This window comes from Achromobacter deleyi, from assembly GCF_902859705.1.
GTDB classification, from domain to species: Bacteria; Pseudomonadota; Gammaproteobacteria; order Burkholderiales; family Burkholderiaceae_B; genus Achromobacter; species Achromobacter deleyi.
This window is the reverse complement of record NZ_CADIJO010000043.1, coordinates 15,894-34,071: the sequence shown is the minus strand read 5'-3', so window position 1 is coordinate 34,071 and position 18,178 is coordinate 15,894. Positions and strand designations below refer to the sequence as shown.

Here is an 18,178-nt window from a genome sequence, read left to right as displayed (position 1 = left end):
CAACGCGCCGGGCGTCTCAAGAACCCACAACGCTAAAAAAGAACCTTAAAGTTCAACCTGCATCCCCATCTCAACCACCCGATTCGCAGGAATCTTGAAAAACTTGGTACTACGCGTAGAGTTCCGAGCCATGAACGAAAACACCGCCCGCCGCCACCGCCAAAGCGCAGGCTTCTTCGCCGCCACCACCGTCTGCCGCGACAGGAAATAAGACGTCCGCATCGGCTCCAGATCCAGCTCCGGATAAGCCTCCGCCACCAGGCGCAGCGCCTCCGGCACATCCGGATCTTCCTTGAACCCGTAATTGATCGTCGCCGCCCAGCTGGACGCGCTCAGCTTGTGCACCGTAAAGCGCTCTTCCGGCGAAATGTACGGCACGTCCGCCACCAGAATCGTCAGGAACAGCACATGGTCGTGCAGCACCTTGTTGTGCTTCAGATTGTGCAGCAAGGCCGGCGGCACATTCCCCGAATTCATCGTCATGAAAATCGCCGTGCCCGGCACCCGCGACGGCGGATATTCCTCGAGCTGCTCCATGAATTCCTTGAGCGGCTGGCGGTCGCGCTGCTGCATCTCCGACAGCAGCCGGCGCCCACGCCGCCACGTCATCATCAGCGTGAACACCACGATCGCCACCACCAGCGGCAGCCAGCCGCCTTCGTGGATCTTGAACACATTGGCCGAGAACAGCAGCACGTCAAAGAGCAGCAGCAAGCCCAGCACCACGAACCACAGCATCCGCTTGGCCCCCGTCGTGCCGCGCGGCAGCACCGCGAACGCCAGCACCGACGTCGTCAGCATCGTGCCCGTCACCGCAAAGCCGTAGGCCGCTGCCAGATTGTCCGAATTGCGGAACAGCAGCACCAGCACCAGCACCGCACACAGCAGCAGCGCATTGACCTGCGGCAGGTAGATCTGGCCCTTCTCGATCGCCGACGTATGCAGAATCTGCATGCGCGGCCAGAAGCCCAGTTGCACCGCCTGGCGCGTCACCGAATACGCGCCCGAAATCACCGCCTGCGACGCCACGATCGTCGCCACCGTCGCCAGCGCCACCAAGGGCGCCAGGCCCCATTCAGGCGCCATCATGAAGAACGGATTGCGGATGGCGCTCGGGTCGCGAAGCAACAGCGCCCCCTGGCCGAAATAACACAGCGTCAGCGCCGGCAGTACCATGCTGAACCAGGCGCTGCGGATCGCCGGACGGCCGAAGTGGCCCATGTCCGCATACAGCGCCTCGGCGCCGGTCAGCGCCAGCACCACCGCGCCCAGCAGCACGAAGCTGATCCACGGAAACTCGACAATGAAGCGCAGCCCCCACATCGGGTTCAGCGCCGCCAGCACCTCCGGCGTCTGCCAGATCTGCCAGCCGCCCAGGGCCGCCAGCGTGCCGAACCACAGCAGCATCACCGGCCCGAACAGCTTGCCCATCGCCCCCGTGCCATGCGACTGGATTGCGAACAGCGCCACCAGCACCACCAGCGCCAGCGGCACCACCCACGCATCCAGCGTGTGCGACACGATGCTGATCCCCTCCAGCGCCGACAGCACGGAAATCGCCGGCGTGATCATGCTGTCGCCATAGAACAGCGCGGCGCCAAAGATGCCCAGCACGATCAGCACCCAGCGCAACTTGCCATCGCGGTTGCGCACCGCCAGTTCCAGCAGCGCCAGCGTGCCCCCTTCGCCGCGGTTGTCCGCACGCAGGATCAGCGTCACGTACTTGAGCGACACCACCACCATCAGCATCCAGAACAGGATGGACAGCACGCCCAGCAAATGGGCCGGCTCCAGGTCGGTGTGCACGCTCAGCCCGGTCAGGCAAGCCCGCAGCGTATACAGCGGGCTGGTGCCGATGTCGCCATACACCACCCCCAGCGCCCCCAGAATGAGCGCCGCGCGCGAAGACGGCGCATGGCCGGCAGCCGGGTGGCCGGTGGGCGAGGTAGGAACGCTAGCCGTACCTTGGCTCATGATGTGGGTTCTTGCCGAGTGAGTTGAGCCCCTTTGCGGGGGCCGGGGAACACGACGGAAAGCCGGGTTCCGGAAAAATCCGGGCGGCTGGTGAGCTTCCACCAGGCGCCGTGCGCATGCGCGATCTCGCGCACGATGGCCAGCCCCAGGCCCGACCCGCCGGCCGTGACCGTGGGCGAACGGTAGAACGCCTCGAACACGCGGTCGCGCTCTTCGGGCGGAATACCGGGGCCGTCGTCCTCGACCGTCAACGACGGCGGGTTGGCGCCCACGATCAGGGTGATCTTGCCGGTCGCGTTGCCGTAACGCAGCGCGTTGTCGATCAGGTTGCCGAGCAGCTCGGCCAGCAGCAGCGGGTCGGCGTCGATCCAGATCGGGGCATCGGGCGCCACCAGGTCCAGTTCATAGCGGGCCTCGCGCACCCGCGGAAACCACTCGGCGCCGTGCGCCCGCACCCATTCGCACAGGTCGATGCGCACAAAGCTGTCCTGCGGCCGGGCATTGGGGTCGGCGCGCGCCAGTACCAGCAACTGCTGGCCCAGGCGGATCATGCGGTCGCTGACCGCCTTGATGCGTTCGGCGCGGGCGCGCACGTCATCAGGCAAGGGCCGCGCCAGCATCAGTTCGGATTCCAGCCGCAGGCCCGACAGCGGCGTGCGCAACTGGTGGGCGGCATGGCCGATGAAGCGGCGCTGCGCCGCCAGCGACGCATCCAGCCGCAGCAGCAGGTCGTTGGTATGGGTAACGAGGGGCTCGATCTCGACCGGCACGCCGGCCACTTCCAGCGGCTGCATATCGTCGATGGAGCGCTGCCGGATTTCCTCGGACAGGTGATTGACCGAGCGCAGGCCCGAGCGCACGCCCTGCACCACCACCCAGGTGAACAGCCCGATCAGCGCCACCTGCCCCACCACCATCAGCCAGAAGAAGTCTTCCAGCATCCAGATCGACATGTCGATCTTGTGGGTGATGACCCAGGTCGCGGCCAGGTCCAGCAGCACCAGCAGCAGGATCGGCGGCATCAGCCGGATGACCAGATGCCGCGCAAGCGAACGGGAGGGGAGCAAGGGGCGCGAGGCCGGGGGAGAGGGGGGAGTGCGTTCGTGCGTCATGACGCGTTGCCCTCGCTTAGGCGGCTGAGGCGTCCAGCCGCCGCAGGCCGGCTACGCCTGCCGGCACGGGGCAGCCAGGCAGGCCGTCAGGCCGTTTCCACATCCAGCATGTAGCCGAAACCGCGCACCGTCTGGATGCTGGCGCCCGTGCCTTCCAGGCGCTTGCGCAGACGGTAGACATAGACTTCGACGGCGTTTTCGCTGAAATCGGCATCCCAGGCGGACAGCGAATTCACGATCTGGCGCTTGGTGACCACGCGGCCTACGCGGGCCATCAGCATTTCCAGGACGGACAATTCGCGCACCGACAGCGACAGGCGCTGGCCGTTGGCCCGGACTTCGCGGCCGACGGTGTCGAACACCAGCGGACCGACTTCGATCAGGGGCTGCGCCTGCCCTGCCCTGCGGCGGCCGAAGGCGCGCACACGGGCAGCCAGCTCGGGCAGCTCGAAAGGCTTGGTGACGTAGTCGTCGGCGCCGGCATCCAGGCCGGCGACGCGGTCTTCGATACCGTCGCGGGCCGTCAGGATCAGGACCGGAACCTGGTTGCCGTCCTGGCGCAACTGGCGCAGGACATCCAGGCCGCTCATGCCGGGCAGATTGAGGTCGAGCAGCATCAGGTCATACGGCTGGCCTGCCAGCGCGCCCAGAACCCGGTCGCCCTCTGTCAGCCAGTCGACCGCATAACCCTGGTCGGCCAGAAATTCCTGGAGCGCATGGCCCAGGGTGGTGTCGTCTTCGATTACCAGAACTCGCATGCCGCGATTCTAGCGCGATCCCAAAAAAAAGGGGCGCGAAATGCGCCCCTTTTCCCAGGAAACGTTCACTTGCCGGCCGGCGCCGGGGCCGGGGCACCCGCCGGCGCGTCGGCCGAGGGGGCTCCGCCCGAGGGCGGCGTGGTGACGAAACCGATGCGCGTCATGCCCGAACGGCGGGCCGAGGCCATGACCTTGGCCAGGGTCTCGTAGCGGGTGTTCTGGTCGGCGCGGATGCGGATTTCGGGTTGCGGCTTGGTGCCGGCGATCGACTTGAAGCGGTTCGGCAGGTCGTCGATATTGACCGGCTTCTCGTCCCAGAACAGCGCGCCGCTGGCATCGATGGCCAGGTCCACGGTCTTGGGTTCTTCTTCGATCTGCTCGGCAGCCACCTGGGGCATGTTGATCTTGATCGAGTGCGCCAGCAACGGCGCCGTGATGATGAAGATCACCAGCAGCACCAGCATGACGTCGATCAGGGGCACCATGTTGATCTCGGAAACCGTGTGGCTTCCCGACCCTTTGCCCTCGAAGCTGCCAAAAGCCATTATTCGCTCCCGCGTTGAGCCGCGGCGCCGTTACCGTGCTGGCGGCGCAGGGCACGCACCTTGCCGTCGGACAGCGCCACTTGCTGGCCGGTCGTCAGGAAGGCGAACAGATCGTGCGCAAAGGCATCCAGGCGCGACAGGAACACGCGGTTGTTGCGCACGAAGGTGTTGTAGGCCAGCACAGCCGGAATGGCAACCGCCAGACCCAGGCCGGTCATGATCAGGGCCTCGCCCACCGGACCGGCGATGCGGTTGATGGTGACGCCATCGGACAGGCCGATGCCGACCAGCGCGTGGTACACGCCCCACACCGTGCCGAACAGGCCGACGAACGGCGCCGTCGAGCCCACCGAAGCCAGCACCGTCAGGCCGTTTTCCAGCTTGGCGGTTTCTTCGTCGATCACCTTGCGCATCGTGCGGGTGACGAAATCGGTGTTCGAACCGGCCTCTTCCAGCTTGGTGGCGCCGAACTTGCTGTGGTGTGCCTGCGCGTGCATGGCATGGCTGGCCAGATGCGAGAACGGGTCACGCGCGCCGTGCGTCACGATTTCGTTTTCGACCTGCTCGAGCGAGCTGGCGTTCCAGAACTTGTTCAGGAAGTCGGCCGAGCGCTTGCGCATGCTGACGTTGCTGGCGACCTTGACCAGGATCAGGTACCAGGTCACGAGCGACATCAGGATCAGGATGATGAACAGGCTCTTGCCCACGAAGTCGCTCTGGGCGACGAAGTGCAGAAAGCCCATGTCGGGGACGGCCGCGGGCGCGGGCGCCGCGGGCATCGCGGCGGCTGCGGTGTGCAGCGCATCCGTGGCTTGCTGGACGGTGCCGGCAGCCTGCTGGGCGACGCCGCCAGCCGTGGCGGCAGCCTGCTGGGCAGCGGGCGCGGCGGCGGCGGCAGCCGGCGCTGCTGCCGGGCTGGTGGTCGCCTGCGCCACCAGGGTGGCGCTGTGCATTGCGTTGGACATCTCAGTTCCTCATTACGAAATCGAACGGAATTTTTGCTTTGGCGGGGTAGGCCACGCCATTGCGGGTATACGGTTTGAAACGGCCCTTGCGGGCGGCGGCCAGCGCCGATTCGTCAAGCCTCGGGAAGCCCGAAGACACGTCGATGGTCGCCCGCTCGACGAGGCCCTGGGTATTGATTTCCACCAGCACCATCACCCGGCCCTCTTCCCGCATGCGGCGCGACGCCATCGGGTAGTTGGGCATGGGCCGCGCGCCCTGGAACTCGATGCTGGACACCAGCACGGGCTGGTCAGGCGGCGGGCCCTGCTGCGGGCCCTGCGGCGCCTGCGTACCTTCCGGCGCACCTGCCGGCGGCGTCTGCACCGGCGGCGTTTCCGTCTTGGGCTCGGCCTTGGCTTCCTGCTTGGGCTGGGGCTTGGGTTTCGGCTTGGGTTTGGGCTTGGGCGCCGGCATTGGCGGCTTCTCGACCACCGGCTCGGGTTCGGGTTCAGGCTCGGGCTTGAGCTCGGGTTCCGGCTCGGGCTCGGGTTCGACCTCGGGCTGCGGCGGCGGCGTTTCAACGACCGGCTGCGGCGGTTCCGGTGTGGGCTCGGCTTTGGCGATCTGGGGAATGGGCGCGTCGACCACACTCACCATGATGGCCTCGGGTTCCTCCAATTCAGGACGGCTTGCGGGTGCCATGTAAACGGCGTAGACCACTGCGGCGTGTAGCGCAACGACCGCCAGGCCGGCGCCTGCGCGAATACCAAATGAAGACGTCGGAGTAGAGTTCAAACCACGTTGAAAGCTAGGCATGAATCAGCCAGGGTGCATTAACTTATCTGGCCAGCCAGAAAAAGACGCGCGCCCGAAGGCGCCGCCGGCTGACCGGTACAAGCCGAACATCATATCTTAAATGCGAATGATTCGCACGCCATATTTCAGCTGGAACAGAGTAACACCTCTTGATGCAGCTCAAAATAGGATCGGTTCACCCACTGGCATGGGGGTCTATGCGCCGCGACCGCACGCGTTGCCTGCCACACGCGTTGCCTGCCACACGCGTTGCCCGCCACACGCGTTGCCCACCACACGCGTTGCCCACCACACGCGTTGCCCACCACACGCGTTGCCCACCACATATCGCGCGCAAAACAAAAAACCCGCCACGGCGAGGTGTGCGGGTTTCGGATCGGGCCATTCTTTCAGCCTGAGCGGTGCAAAGACCGCTGAATGCTTCTGGTGGGTGCTACAGGGGTCGAACCTGTGACCTACGCCTTGTAAGGGCGCCGCTCTACCAACTGAGCTAAGCACCCGTCTTGGTTGCGAATTTCGACTTTGCGAAAAACGCCTGCCGGGGTACTCAAAAGCAATACGCGGGCCGGAGTATACCGGACCGCGTACCTGTCGGCAAATCACCGGGCGACGCGGCCGCGGAGATTCGCCATGCCGTCTTAGTTGACGGCGTCCTTCAGGGCCTTGCCCGGACGGAACTTCGGCACCTTGGCCTTCTTGATCTTGATGGTCTCGCCCGTGCGCGGGTTACGGCCGGTACGAGCAGCGCGAGCCGACACGGCAAACGTGCCAAAGCCCACCAGGGTGACCGTGCCGCCCTTCTTCAGGGTGGTCTTGACGGCACCGATCAGGGCGTCGAGCGAACGACCGGCGGCAGCCTTGGAGATATCGGCCTTGCTGGCGATGTGATCGATGAGTTCGGTTTTGTTCATTCAGGTGTACCCCTCACAAGGTATGGAGTCTGCCGGGAGTGCAGTTCATGGCTGTCATGGGAAGGCCACGACTTGACGCGAAGACCCGACAAACGACGAACAGACTAGTGGATAAACTTTTTCTTGCGCTGCAAAGCACAACTTTTAAACTGCTGCGCCGCTTAGGTTTCAAGGGCTTTCGAGCCCTCAAACCGTCAGCGACGCAGACGTGTATTAGGCCTTGGCGTAGAGCGGCTGTCAAGCGAAAACCTCACCACAACCCGCACCAATACTAGCTTTTAGGTCTTTTCGCAATAAACAAAAACGCGCATTTCGGGGTTTGCGCGACACCCCCGCAACGCGTTCTGGAACAGCGTCAGACGTCGACCCAGCGGCGCAGCAAATTGTGATAGATGCCGGTCAGCTGAACGATCGACGGGTGGCCCGGCGTATCCTGGTTCAAGCGCTGTATGGCCACGTCCATATCGAGCAGCAAGGCGCGCTGGCTGTCTTCGCGCACCAGGCTCTGCATCCAGAAGAACGAACTCACGCGCGCGCCGCGCGTCACGGGGTTGACCTTGTGCAGGCTGGTGCCCGGATACAGCACCATGTGCCCCGCCGGCAGCTTCACCGCGCGCGGGCCGTAGGTGTCGTCGATGACCAGTTCGCCGCCATCGTAGGAATCGGGGTCCGAGAAAAACAGCGTGGCGGACAGGTCGGTGCGCACGCGTTCGGCGGTGCCGGTGACACCGCGCACGGCGTTGTCGACGTGGTAGCCGAAGGCCTCGCCGCCTTCATAGCGGTTGAACAGCGGCGGGAAGATCTTGCGCGGCAACGCTGCCGACATGAACAGGTTGTTGATCGCCAGGCGTTGCAGGATCAGGTTGCCCAGTTCCTGCGCCAGCGGATGCTGTTCGGGCAATTGGCGGTTGCGCTTGACCTCGGCGGACTGGTAGCCCGCCGTGACCTTGCCGTCGATCCAGTCGGCGGCTTCCAGGCGGCGGCGGATATCGGCCGCCTCGATGGGAGAAAAGACTTCGGCAATCTGTATCAGCATGGATTCCTGCCCTATTGCGGCCGGCGCGCTGCCGCGCCGACGCCCCCGTGAATTATCCCTGCAGGCAGCCGTTGAGCGCCTGATCGAAATCAAACAGCAGATCGGCTTCGTCTTCGATGCCCACCGACACGCGGATCAGGCTGTCGGCGATGCCCATCTGCTTGCGGCGTTCGGCGCCCATCTCGTAGTAGATGGTGTGCGCGGCGGGCAGCGCCAGGCTGCGCGTGTCGCCCAGGTGGGTGGCCATCAGCACGATGCGCAGGCGATTCAGGAAATCGAAGCAATCGACGCCGTCAGCAAGTTCCACGCCCAGCAGGCCGCCAAAGCGCGAGCCGAACAGCGCGGCCGCGCGCGCATGCTGCGGATGGCTGGCCAGGCCCGGGTAGTGCACCTTGGCCACGCCGCGGTGCTCTTCCAGGAAGCGCGCCAGCGCCAGCGCATTGGCGCAATGCTTGGCCATGCGCAGCGCCAGCGTCTCGGCGCCCACCGCAATACGGTGCGCGGGTTCGGCCGCCAGCGTGCCGCCCATGTCGCGCAGCCCCTTCTTCTTGATCTGGGTCAGGCCCCAGCTGGTGGGCGCGCCCTTGCGATAGGTGTCGTAGATATTGGCGTAGTTCGACCAGTCGTACAGGCCCGTGTCGGTCACCGCGCCGCCCAGCGCATTGCCGTGGCCACCGATGTACTTGGACAGCGAATTCATCACCAGCGAGGCGCCCACGGTCGACGGCCGGAACATCCACGGCGACGTCAGCGTGTTGTCGACCACGTAGACAAGCCCCTTCTCGCGGCAGATCTCGCCGATGACGGCCAGGTCGGCAACCTGCGTGCCAGGGTTGGCGATGGTCTCGGTGAACACCATGCGCGTGTTGGGCCGAATGGCCGCGCGCACCTGCGCGGAATCGGTCGCGTCCACGAAGGTGATCTCGACACCCAGTTCCAGCAGCGTGCCGAACAGGCTGTTGGTGTTGCCGAACACGTACTGGCTGGACACCAGGTGATCGCCGCTACGCAGCAGCGTGGTGAAGATCGCGGCCAGCGCGGCCATGCCCGTGGAGAAGCTGACCGTGCCCTTGCCGCCTTCCATGTGGTTGATCTTGGCTTCGAGCGCCGTGGTGGTGGGCGTGCCCTGGCGTGCGTAGGTGAACCCCGCCTTGCCCTGGAACACCGCGGCCAGCTCGCGCGCGTCGTCGTAGGCGAACTCGGACGACGGATGCATCGGCTTGTGCACCGCTCCGTGCTCGACGGATTGCTGGCGGTCGGAATGGAGGATCGTGGTGGTAAAGCCGTTCTGGTGCATGATGGGCTACGCGGAAAAGAATGGGCGACGAAAAAAGGAAGTACTAGAGAAAGCAGCGCGGGATCAGTCCTGGCGCTGGCGCACGGTCTCGTACAAGCACACGGCGCTGGCCACGCTGACGTTCAGGCTTTCGACCGAGCCCAGCATGGGAATGTTGACCAGCTGGTCGCAGGTTTCGCGGGTCAGGCGGCGCATGCCCTCGCCTTCGGCGCCCATCACCCAGGCCATGGGCTGGCGCGCGTCGATCTTGTGCATGCTGTCGGTGGCCTGGTCGTCGGTGCCCACCAGCCACACGCCGCGGTCTTTCAGGCTGCGCATGGTGCGCGCCAGGTTGGTGACCATCAGGTAGGGCACGGTATCGGCCGCGCCGCAGGCCACGCGCTGCACGGTGGCGTTCAGCCCCACCGCGCGGTCGCGCGGGGCGATCACGGCGTGCACGCCAGCGGCGTCCGCCGTGCGCAGGCAGGCGCCCAGATTGTGCGGGTCGGTCACGCCATCCAGAATGAGCAGCAGCGGCGGACCTTCGATGACGTCGAGCACTTCATCGACGTCGACGGCCAACTGGCGTTCGTCGGCCAGCGCCACCACGCCCTGGTGACGGGTGCCGCGGGCCAGGCCGTCCAGACGCTCCATGGGCACGGGGTGCAGGCGGCAGCCAGCCTTTTCGACCTGCTCGATGAACGTCTGCATGCGCTTGTCGCGGCGCGACGCTTCTACGTAAATATCCTTGATCGACTCGGGCGCGTGGCGCAGCCGCGCGACCACCGCGTGAAACCCGGCAAGAACTTGGGTCGACGCCATAAATGCAATACCTTTAGATAAACGAATACCCGCTCCAGAGCGGAGCGGGCCACCGGACGGAGCCGGCCATGGGCGCAATGTTACCCCTTATGGGGCGGTTGGCCCACGTCCAGCCCACGTCCGGCCCGCGGCCATGCCGCCAGGCCGGACGCAGTCGGGTCAGTGCCGCTTGCGCACGGCCTTCTTGGCCGGTGCGGCGCGTTGCGGAGCCTTGGCCGGCTTGCCGGCCTTCTTGGCCTCGGCGCGCCGTTCCTTGGCGGTTTGCCCTTTCAGCGCGGCCGGTTTGGGCGCCGCCGCCTTCTTCACGCGGCGCGGACCTTCGTCAGGGCCGCGGGCAGCCGCCTTGCGCAAGGCGTCGAAGCTGGTGCCTTGCACCAGGCGGAACTCGATGCGGCGCGCTTCCAGGTCCACGCGCGACACCTGCACCTGGACCTTGTCGGTCAGGCGATAGCGCATGCCCGTACGTTCGCCGCGCAGCTCGTGCAGCGCGTCGTTGAACTGGAAGTATTCGCCGCCCAGCTCCGAGACGTGCACCAGGCCTTCCACGTGCAGCGTATCCAGCGTGACGAAGATGCCGAAGCTGGCCACGCCGGTGACGGTACCGCTGAAGTCTTCGCCCACGCGCTCTTTGACGAACCAGCACTTGAGCCAGGCCTCGACATCGCGCGAGGCTTCGTCGGCGCGGCGTTCGCTGGCCGACAGCACCAGACCCATCTTTTCCCAGATGGCGTGCTCGTGTTCGCGCTGGGTGCGGCCGATGACGACCGGCTGGTCATCCAGGCTGGGCACGTAGCGCTGCCCGGCCAGCAGGGCCTTGATCACGCGGTGCGTGAGCAGGTCGGGATAGCGGCGGATCGGCGAGGTGAAGTGGCTGTAGCCGGGATAGGCCAGGCCGAAGTGGCCCAGATTGTCCGGGCTGTAGATGGCCTGCTGCATCGAGCGCAGGCACATGGTCTGCAGCAGCTGGTAGTCGGGACGGCCGCGCACCGAATCGAGGAAGTCGCCGTAGTCCTTGGCCGTGGGCGTCTCGCCCCCGCCCAGCGACAGGCCCATGGTGCGCAGGAATTCGCGCAGCGATTGCAGGCGCTCGGGCGTCGGGCCTTCGTGGATGCGATACAGCCCGGGATGCTTGCTGCGCGTCATGAAGTCGGCCGCGCAGGTGTTGGCGGCCAGCATGCATTCTTCGATCAGCTTGTGGGCATCGTTGCGCACCGACGGCACGATCTGTTCGATGCGGCCCAGCTCGTTGCAGACGATCTTGGTCTCGACCGTATCGAAGTCGATGGCGCCGCGCTTCTTGCGGCTCTGCGACAGCAGGTGGTAGAGCTCGTACAGGCTCTGCACCTGCGGCATGACGGCGCGCATGGCATGGGCGGCCGGGCCGCCGGGCTGCTGCAGGGCCGCCCAGATATTGGTATAGGTGGTGCGGGCGTGCGAGTGCATGACCGCGTTATAGAACTGGTATGCCGTGACGGTGCCGGCCTTGGCGCCGGTCGCCGGGATCACCATGTCGCACACCAGCACCAGGCGGTCGACGTCCGGGTTCAGCGAACACAGGCCGTTGGACAGCGATTCGGGCAGCATCGGAATGACGCGCCGCGGGAAGTACACGCTGGTGCCGCGCTCGATCGCATCGTCGTCCAGCGCGTCGCCGGGACGCACATAGTTGCTGACGTCGGCAATGGCCACCAGCAGGCGCCAGCCCGGGCGCTTGCGCTGGCCGGTGCCCAGTTCGACGGCTTCACAGTAGACCGCGTCGTCGAAGTCGCGCGCGTCTTCGCCGTCGATCGTGATGAGCGGCACGTCGCGCAGGTCGACCCGGTCTTTCAGGTCGCTCTTGCGGACCACGTCGGGCAGCCGGGCAGCCTGCTTGCGCGCGGCTTCCGAGAATTCCACGGGCACGTCGAACTTGCGCACGGCGATCTCGATTTCCATGCCGGGATCGTCGATTTCGCCCAGCACCTCGGCCACGCGGCCCAGCGGCTGCGTGTGGCGGGTGGGCTGCGCCATGATCTCGACCGCCACCACCTGCCCATGCTGGGCGCCGTTGGTGTCGCTGGGCGGGATCAGGATGTCGTGCTTGATGCGCTGGTCTTCAGGCACCACGATGGACAGGCCGTGCTCATGCAGGAAGCGCCCCACCAATTTGTTGGTGCGGCGTTCGATGACTTCGACGATGGTGCCTTCCGGCTTGCCGCGGTATTCGCCCGACGGCTTGACCAGCACGCGGTCGCCATGCAGCACCTTGAGCATTTCGCGCGGCGACAGGAACAGGTCCGGCCCGCCGTCGTCGCGCAACAGGAAACCGAAACCGTCGCGGTGACCCAGCACCTTGCCGGCGACGAAATCCAGTTTGGTCGCCAGCAGCAGGACGCCCTTGCGGTTGGGCATCAACTGGCCGTCGCGTTCCATGGCGCCCAGGCGCCGCTCGAAACCCACCAGCGTCGCGGGACGCTCGACGCCCATGCGTTCGGCCAGCTCCACGGGAGACAACGGCGCCCCCGCGGATCGCAGCGCTTTCAGGATGGCTTCACGGGACGGGACATCGGGGTCGAAGTCAGGCGGCGCTTCCGGCAACGGAGTGGATCTGTTGTTGTTCGATTCGTTATTCGATCGTTTTGCCAAAGCTAAATTTTCCGTATATAATGCGCAGCTTCTGTGGTTCGCCCAAGGCTGAACACTGAAGCAGAAGTGGTCGAGACGGATTGTAGATTGATTTTTTAACTACATACTGTTTTGTGATTCTGACTGCACCGGCAGCATAGGTAATGTGAGCAGCAATGCAAACAACAAAACCCATGCAACTGAGCGGCAGCGTATCACAAAGTCTTTACCGAAATCTCTCAGTGCCCAGGTGGCGGAATTGGTAGACGCGCATGGTTCAGGTCCATGTGCCGCAAGGTGTGGAGGTTCGAGTCCTCTCCTGGGCACCACGGAATTCCGATCAAGGCGGCTGGCATCACGATGCAAGCGGCGTTGATTAAAAAGTTGAAAGGCCCGGTAATCGAAAGATTACCGGGCCTTTTGCTTTGCGGCGCGCGTATGTGGCATCCGATGCGGCGAGCGCATGTGGTTCCCGATGCGGCGCGCGCATGTGACACCCGACTCGTGCCCCCCCCCCACTCAACGCCAGGGCACCTTTCTATTCAGGTGATGGCGCGCATACAGATCAGCGCCCATGCCTTCGATCTGCCCATCGATCAGCGCTTCGAACGGCCGCAGCAAGGCGTCGAAGTTATGCGGCGCCTCGAGCGCATTGAGCGCATGGGTCACCGCTTCGATGGTGGACAAGGCGCCGGCGATGTCGGCATGCCGGACCCGATAACGCGTCGTCAATCCTTCAGGCAACATCACCCGCGGCAGCGCGGCCAATTCGGGATTGATGTGCAGCAGCTTGCGAGCGTGCGTCCAGGTGCCGTCCGGTACGATCAACTGCACCGGGGCGCCACTGGCCGCGGCACAACCGGGCTTCAGCACTTCTGCGCTCTCGCCCGGAAACAGCACATGCGATGCCCAGCCCGGCTCGGCCCACTGCTCGGGCCGGAAATACTCACCCACCAACCGCCGCGCACCCGCCAGACCCAGCACCGCCAGCCGGGCGGTATTCAAGGCATGGCGCGCTTCGCTGGGATGCTGCAGCACCAGCACGCGCGTGCGCGGCGCCAAGGCGGGAATCAAGGCGCACAGGCAATGGGATTCAGGGCGCTTGCAGCGCAGGCAGACGGTACGTGACATGGGGCGACACTATAGCGAAAGCGGCGCCTTCAAAAAAAACCAAAAAAAAGTGAAAAAAAAGCTGCATGACTTGCACACTTTAAAAAAAGTATGCATAATCTCGTTCCTCTGCTGCTGAACACGAAACGAAACGCAAGCCGCTAGCTGAAAAGCAAACGACAAGCGCCGCGAAATGTGAAGCAACAGCGCCCAGGTGGCGGAATTGGTAGACGCGCATGGTTCAGGTCCATGTGCCGCAAGGTGTGGAGGTTCGAGTCCTCTCCTGGGCACCAATTATTACATCACGAGGTACCTGTCGTGATGCGCCAAGAAAAACCCCGTTCGCGAATGCGACCGGGGTTTTTTCTTTTCCGCTGACGGCTCCGCCGCCAAAGCGAAGCCACCGGCCCGCCGCACAGCGGGCCGAGTCCCTGCCTTAAGCCAGCACCCGCGTCATCACGACGTGCGCGATGCCGGCTTCGATGAATTCCTCGCCTTCCACGCTGAAACCGTGCGCTTCGTAGAAGCCCTTGGCGTGGGTCTGCGCGTGCAGCACCAGCATGCGGTGGCCATCGCCATGGCCCTGCCCGATCAGGGCATCGAGCAGCAGGCCGCCCACGCCCAGGCCGCGTGCCCGCTTGTGCACGGCCATGCGGCCGATATGGCCGTCGGGCAGCAGGCGTCCAGTGCCCAGCGGCGTGCCGTCGGCGGCGTAGGCGACGGCGTGCACCGAGACCGCGTCGTCATCGTCCATCTCGACTTCGGGCGGCACGTTCTGTTCGATCACGAACACTTCATAGCGCACCGACGAGGCGTCGTCGCGCAGGCGGTCCCAGGTTCCCAGAGAGATGCGTACCGCCGGTTTTTCGCTTGCCATGTTGTTTTCCTTCGCGTTGCCACTATCGATGAATCCGTCGCCCTCATTTTCGCAGGGATGGCGCGCGGGTGAAACAGGCGTACGATCGCGGCTGGCCTACCCTCGCCCATTCCCATGCCGCAAGCCGCCACGCCCGCCTGGTTGAAATTCGCTCCCGCGCTTTTCCTGCTGCTGTGGTCCAGCGGTTTCGTGGTGCTCAAGGTGGGCCTGGCCTATGCCGACCCGATGACCTTCCTGGCGTTGCGCTATGCCTGCGTGGTGGTGCTGCTGACGCCGCTGCTGCTGGCCTTGCGTCCGCCGCTGCCGCGCGGCGCCGGCGCCTGGGGCCACCTGGCCATGGTCGGCCTGCTGCTGCAGGCGGGCTACTTCTGCTTTACCTATCTGGCGCTCAAGCACGGCATGTCGGCCGGCGGCGTGGCGCTGATCACCTCGCTGCAGCCCATCCTGATCGGCCTCCTGGCGCCCGCCATCGCGCATGAACGCGTCGACGCCCGCCGCTGGGCCGGCCTGGGGCTGGGTGTGTGCGGCGCCGCGCTGGTCATCGTGTCCAAGGCCTCGGTCGACCTGGCGTCGCCGCTGGGCCTGGCCTTCGCCGTGGCTGCCCTGCTGTGCATCACCAGCGGCACGCTGTATGAAAAACGCTTCGGCGTGCAGACCCATCCGGTCACCTCCAACACGATCCAGTACGCGGTGGGTCTTCTGGTCAGCGCGCCGTTGGCGTGGTGGCTGGAACCCATGCATATCGAGTGGACTACGCCGCTGCTCGGATCGCTGGCCTATCTGGTGGTCGGCAATTCGCTGGTCGCGATCACCTTGCTGCTGGCGATGATCCGCCACGGCGAGGCCTCCCGCGTGTCCGCCCTGTTCTTCCTGGTGCCGCCCACCACGGCCGTCATTGCCCTGCTGGTTCTGCAAGAGCCGATTCCGCCGCTGGCCTGGCCCGGCATGGCACTGGCCGCGCTGGGCATCCTGCTGGTGACGCGGTCGGCACGGCCGGCGCCAGCCACCCGCCCGGTAGAATGAGCGCCTTTTCGCGCCCAAGCCCCCTGCCGCCATGAATGCCGTCATCACCGCCGCCCTGCCGGTCTTTGCGCTGATCCTGACCGGATGGCTGGCAGCGCGGTGGCGCGTGCTGGGCGAAGGCGCCACCGACGCCCTGAACCGCTACGTGGTGTATCTGTCGTTGCCGGCGCTGCTGTTTCGCGCCATGACGCAGGTAGACCTGGCGCACATGGCGCACTGGGGTTTCGTGGGCGCATTCGCCGGCGGCATCGCGGTGACCTTCCTGGTGTCATTCATTTCCCGCAAACGCGGGCCGCGCGAACTGACCGACCGCAGCATCGAAGGCCTGGCAGCCTCTTACGCTAATGCCGGCTACATGGGCATTCCGTTGTGCCTGGCGCTGTTCGGCGCCGAAAGCCTGGCGCCCGCGGCGTTCACCACCCTGCTTACGGCCAGCGTGTTGTTCGGCTTCGCCATCGCCCTGATCGAGTTCGATCGCCAGCAGGCGCCCAGCCTGGCCGCCACGCTGCTGAAAGTCAGCCGTGCGCTGATGCGCAACCCCTTGCTGGCCGCCCCGGTACTGGGGCTGGCCTGGGCCGGCACCGGCGTGCCGCTGCCCGAGGGCGTGGACCGCTACGTATCGTTGCTGGGCGCATCCGCCAGCCCCTGCGCGCTGGTAACTATCGGCCTGTTCCTGGCCCAGACCGAAACGGCCAGCCCCGGCCCGGGTGTCTTGCGGCTGGTCGCCAGCAAGCTGCTGTTGCAGCCCGCCGTGACCGCGCTGCTGGCGTTCCAGGTGTTCTCCATGCCGCCGCTGTGGGCCTGGACTGCCGTGCTGATGAGCGCCCTGCCGATCGGCACCGGCCCGTTCATGCTGGCCAAGATGTACGGCCGCGATGCCCGCGTCACCTCGCGCGCGATCCTGGTGTCCACGGTGCTGTCCGTCTTGACCGTCAGCGTGCTGGTCGCCTGGATCAGCGCCCATCCCATCTCGTGACGGGCATCTGGCCGACACCGCGCGCTATATAACTTTTAGCTATTAAAGAAGCACAAATAGATGCTTTGAGAAATGTTTTCCGGCCTTTAGACTTTACCCACGATGACGGGTGCGGCGACGCGCCCGTTTGCATTGACTGACCGATTTCCCGGGACTCGACCATGAGCACCAACGCCTCCGCCCTTCCCCTGCCCTCGGCACTGCCGCCCATCCAGATCAACCGCAAGCCGCTCTGGATCGCGCTGCTGCTGGTGCTGGCCGGCGCCCTGTACCTGAACCAGACGGTCAGCTGGCGCCAGGGCGCGTTGTGGATCGTCGGCGCGCTGCTGGGCGTGGCGCTCTACCATGCGTCGTTCGGCTTCACCCAGGCCTGGCGCGTGTTCGTGTCGGACCGCCGCGGCGCCGGGCTGCGCGCACAGATGTTCATGCTGGCCGTGGGCGTGCTGCTGTTCTTCCCCTTCCTGGCGCAGGGTTCGCTGTTCGGCCAGCCCGTCAATGGCCTGGTATCGCCCCCAGGCGTCTCGGTGCTGCTGGGCGCCTTCCTGTTCGGCATCGGCATGCAGCTGGGCGGCGGCTGCGCCTCGGGCACGCTCTTCGCGGTGGGCGGCGGCAACACCCGCATGCTGGTCACGCTGCTGTTCTTCATCATCGGCTCGGTCATCGCCACCGCCAATTTCGGCTGGTGGTCGACCCTGCCCGCGCTGGCGCCCACCTCGCTCATCAAGACCTGGGGCCTGGCGCCCGCCCTCATCGCCAACCTGGCGGTGTTCGCCCTGATCGCCTGGATCGCCACCGTGCTGGAAAAGCGCCGCCACGGCCACGTGGTGTCGTTCGCCTCGCGCACGGCCCGGCCCGCGTCCCTGCTGCAAGGCCCGTGGCCGCTGATCTGGGGCGGCGTGGCGCTGGTCGTGCTGAACTTCGCCACCCTGGCGCTGGCCGGCCGCCCCTGGGGCATCACGTCGGCGTTCGCGTTGTGGGGCGCCAAGGCGCTGGATGCCATGGGCGGCGACGTGGCCACCTGGGCTTACTGGAGCAAGCAGGCCGCGCTGGGCGCGCCGCTGCGCCAGGACGTCACCACGGTCATGGACATCGGCCTGATGCTGGGCGCCCTGGCCGCGGCCAGCGCCGCCGGCAAGTTCGCGCCGGTCTGGAAGGTGCCCGCCCGCTCGCTGGCCGGCGCGGTCATCGGCGGCCTGCTGCTGGGCTACGGCGCGCGCCTGGCCTTCGGCTGCAACATCGGCGCCTATTTCAGCGGCATCCTGTCGGGCAGCCTGCACGCCTGGCTGTGGCTGCCGGCCGCGTTCGCCGGCAGCGCCCTGGGCGTGCGCCTGCGCCCCCTGTTCGGCCTGGCGGTCGAAAAGACGCCCGCGGCGTCCAGCTGCTGAAAAACACT

The 18,178-nt window shown here is 65.7% G+C and carries 16 protein-coding genes and 3 tRNA genes; 5 read left to right on the top strand and 14 right to left on the bottom strand.

From position 1 onward, the window contains the following. Positions 1–45: 45 nt before the first annotated feature. The 12 genes from HV798_RS30535 to rnr form a co-directional block, all read right to left on the bottom strand. Entirely contained in the window at positions 46–1,974 is a 1,929-nt protein-coding gene (locus HV798_RS30535) for a potassium transporter Kup (protein WP_175194720.1), read from the bottom strand. Further along, positions 1,971–3,086, bottom strand: a complete 1,116-nt coding sequence (locus HV798_RS30530) for a sensor histidine kinase (RefSeq protein ID WP_175194722.1) — start codon at positions 3,084–3,086, stop codon at positions 1,971–1,973. The genes HV798_RS30535 and HV798_RS30530 overlap by 4 nt, the downstream gene beginning before the upstream one ends. 86 nt (positions 3,087–3,172) lie before the next feature. Continuing rightward, positions 3,173–3,844 carry a response regulator transcription factor gene (locus tag HV798_RS30525; protein ID WP_006218435.1) on the bottom strand — a complete coding sequence of 224 codons (672 nt, stop codon included), beginning with the start codon at positions 3,842–3,844 and terminating at the stop codon, positions 3,173–3,175. Between the two features lie 65 nt (positions 3,845–3,909). Next, entirely contained in the window at positions 3,910–4,389 is a 480-nt protein-coding gene (locus tag HV798_RS30520) for an ExbD/TolR family protein (RefSeq protein ID WP_175194725.1), read from the bottom strand. Continuing rightward, a complete protein-coding gene (locus HV798_RS30515; RefSeq protein WP_175194727.1) occupies positions 4,389–5,354 on the bottom strand; it encodes a MotA/TolQ/ExbB proton channel family protein in 966 nt (321 codons plus the stop codon). Before HV798_RS30515 ends, HV798_RS30520 begins: the two co-directional genes overlap by 1 nt. A gap of 1 nt (position 5,355) precedes the next feature. Next, positions 5,356–6,150, bottom strand: a complete 795-nt coding sequence (locus HV798_RS30510) for an energy transducer TonB (protein WP_175194729.1) — start codon at positions 6,148–6,150, stop codon at positions 5,356–5,358. Between the two features lie 424 nt (positions 6,151–6,574). Next, a tRNA-Val gene (locus tag HV798_RS30505) sits at positions 6,575–6,650 on the bottom strand. 138 nt (positions 6,651–6,788) lie between these two features. Continuing rightward, on the bottom strand, positions 6,789–7,061 hold the full coding sequence (locus HV798_RS30500; protein ID WP_003812968.1) for an HU family DNA-binding protein: 273 nt from the start codon (positions 7,059–7,061) through the stop codon (positions 6,789–6,791). 355 nt (positions 7,062–7,416) lie between these two features. Then, a complete protein-coding gene (locus HV798_RS30495; RefSeq protein WP_025141208.1) occupies positions 7,417–8,097 on the bottom strand; it encodes a Fe2+-dependent dioxygenase in 681 nt (226 codons plus the stop codon). Positions 8,098–8,149: 52 nt separating this feature from the next. After that, positions 8,150–9,394 carry a cystathionine gamma-synthase family protein gene (locus HV798_RS30490; RefSeq protein ID WP_175194731.1) on the bottom strand — a complete coding sequence of 415 codons (1,245 nt, stop codon included), beginning with the start codon at positions 9,392–9,394 and terminating at the stop codon, positions 8,150–8,152. Between the two features lie 63 nt (positions 9,395–9,457). Next, positions 9,458–10,195 carry a 23S rRNA (guanosine(2251)-2'-O)-methyltransferase RlmB gene (rlmB, locus tag HV798_RS30485; RefSeq protein WP_175194733.1) on the bottom strand — a complete coding sequence of 246 codons (738 nt, stop codon included), beginning with the start codon at positions 10,193–10,195 and terminating at the stop codon, positions 9,458–9,460. Positions 10,196–10,354: 159 nt separating this feature from the next. Then, complete coding sequence (rnr, locus tag HV798_RS30480; RefSeq protein ID WP_175194735.1) at positions 10,355–12,820, bottom strand: ribonuclease R; 2,466 nt, start codon at positions 12,818–12,820, stop codon at positions 10,355–10,357. A 223-nt stretch (positions 12,821–13,043) separates the two neighbouring features. Here rnr and HV798_RS30475 point away from each other — a divergent pair. Next, a tRNA-Leu gene (locus HV798_RS30475) sits at positions 13,044–13,128 on the top strand. 190 nt (positions 13,129–13,318) lie between these two features. Here HV798_RS30475 and HV798_RS30470 read toward each other — a convergent pair. Then, positions 13,319–13,930, bottom strand: coding sequence for a tRNA-uridine aminocarboxypropyltransferase (locus HV798_RS30470; protein ID WP_175194737.1), 612 nt, complete (start codon positions 13,928–13,930; stop codon positions 13,319–13,321). A gap of 187 nt (positions 13,931–14,117) precedes the next feature. On the opposite strand from HV798_RS30470, the gene HV798_RS30465 reads away from it, so the two are divergent. Next, a tRNA-Leu gene (locus HV798_RS30465) sits at positions 14,118–14,202 on the top strand. Positions 14,203–14,345: 143 nt separating this feature from the next. On the opposite strand, the gene HV798_RS30460 is transcribed toward HV798_RS30465, so the two are convergent. After that, positions 14,346–14,786 (bottom strand): GNAT family N-acetyltransferase, encoded by a 441-nt coding sequence (locus HV798_RS30460; RefSeq protein WP_175194739.1) that lies wholly within the window; start codon positions 14,784–14,786, stop codon positions 14,346–14,348. Between the two features lie 114 nt (positions 14,787–14,900). Here HV798_RS30460 and HV798_RS30455 point away from each other — a divergent pair, with 114 nt between their 5' ends. The 3 genes from HV798_RS30455 (at position 14,901) to HV798_RS30445 (ending at position 18,170) form a co-directional block, all read left to right on the top strand. Next, entirely contained in the window at positions 14,901–15,809 is a 909-nt protein-coding gene (locus HV798_RS30455) for a DMT family transporter (protein WP_175194741.1), read from the top strand. A 31-nt stretch (positions 15,810–15,840) separates the two neighbouring features. Then, positions 15,841–16,785, top strand: a complete 945-nt coding sequence (locus tag HV798_RS30450; RefSeq protein WP_175194743.1) for an AEC family transporter — start codon at positions 15,841–15,843, stop codon at positions 16,783–16,785. Positions 16,786–16,946: 161 nt separating this feature from the next. After that, positions 16,947–18,170, top strand: a complete 1,224-nt coding sequence (locus HV798_RS30445) for a YeeE/YedE family protein (protein ID WP_175194745.1) — start codon at positions 16,947–16,949, stop codon at positions 18,168–18,170. Positions 18,171–18,178: the final 8 nt, after the last annotated feature.

Bases quoted from the DNA above. Each gene is read 5' to 3' on its own strand.
- HV798_RS30455 (WP_175194741.1), top strand. From the start codon at position 14,901: ATGCCGCAAGCCGCCACGCCCGCCTGGTTGAAATTCGCTCCCGCGCTT.
- HV798_RS30490 (WP_175194731.1), bottom strand. From the start codon at position 9,394: ATGCACCAGAACGGCTTTACCACCACGATCCTCCATTCCGACCGCCAG.
- HV798_RS30535 (WP_175194720.1), bottom strand. From the start codon at position 1,974: ATGAGCCAAGGTACGGCTAGCGTTCCTACCTCGCCCACCGGCCACCCG.
- HV798_RS30525 (WP_006218435.1), bottom strand. From the start codon at position 3,844: ATGCGAGTTCTGGTAATCGAAGACGACACCACCCTGGGCCATGCGCTC.
- HV798_RS30515 (WP_175194727.1), bottom strand. From the start codon at position 5,354: ATGTCCAACGCAATGCACAGCGCCACCCTGGTGGCGCAGGCGACCACC.
- HV798_RS30495 (WP_025141208.1), bottom strand. From the start codon at position 8,097: ATGCTGATACAGATTGCCGAAGTCTTTTCTCCCATCGAGGCGGCCGAT.
- HV798_RS30460 (WP_175194739.1), bottom strand. From the start codon at position 14,786: ATGGCAAGCGAAAAACCGGCGGTACGCATCTCTCTGGGAACCTGGGAC.
- rlmB (WP_175194733.1), bottom strand. From the start codon at position 10,195: ATGGCGTCGACCCAAGTTCTTGCCGGGTTTCACGCGGTGGTCGCGCGG.
- HV798_RS30470 (WP_175194737.1), bottom strand. From the start codon at position 13,930: ATGTCACGTACCGTCTGCCTGCGCTGCAAGCGCCCTGAATCCCATTGC.
- HV798_RS30500 (WP_003812968.1), bottom strand. From the start codon at position 7,061: ATGAACAAAACCGAACTCATCGATCACATCGCCAGCAAGGCCGATATC.
- HV798_RS30510 (WP_175194729.1), bottom strand. From the start codon at position 6,150: ATGCCTAGCTTTCAACGTGGTTTGAACTCTACTCCGACGTCTTCATTT.
- HV798_RS30530 (WP_175194722.1), bottom strand. From the start codon at position 3,086: ATGACGCACGAACGCACTCCCCCCTCTCCCCCGGCCTCGCGCCCCTTG.
- HV798_RS30520 (WP_175194725.1), bottom strand. From the start codon at position 4,389: ATGGCTTTTGGCAGCTTCGAGGGCAAAGGGTCGGGAAGCCACACGGTT.
- HV798_RS30445 (WP_175194745.1), top strand. From the start codon at position 16,947: ATGAGCACCAACGCCTCCGCCCTTCCCCTGCCCTCGGCACTGCCGCCC.
- HV798_RS30450 (WP_175194743.1), top strand. From the start codon at position 15,841: ATGAATGCCGTCATCACCGCCGCCCTGCCGGTCTTTGCGCTGATCCTG.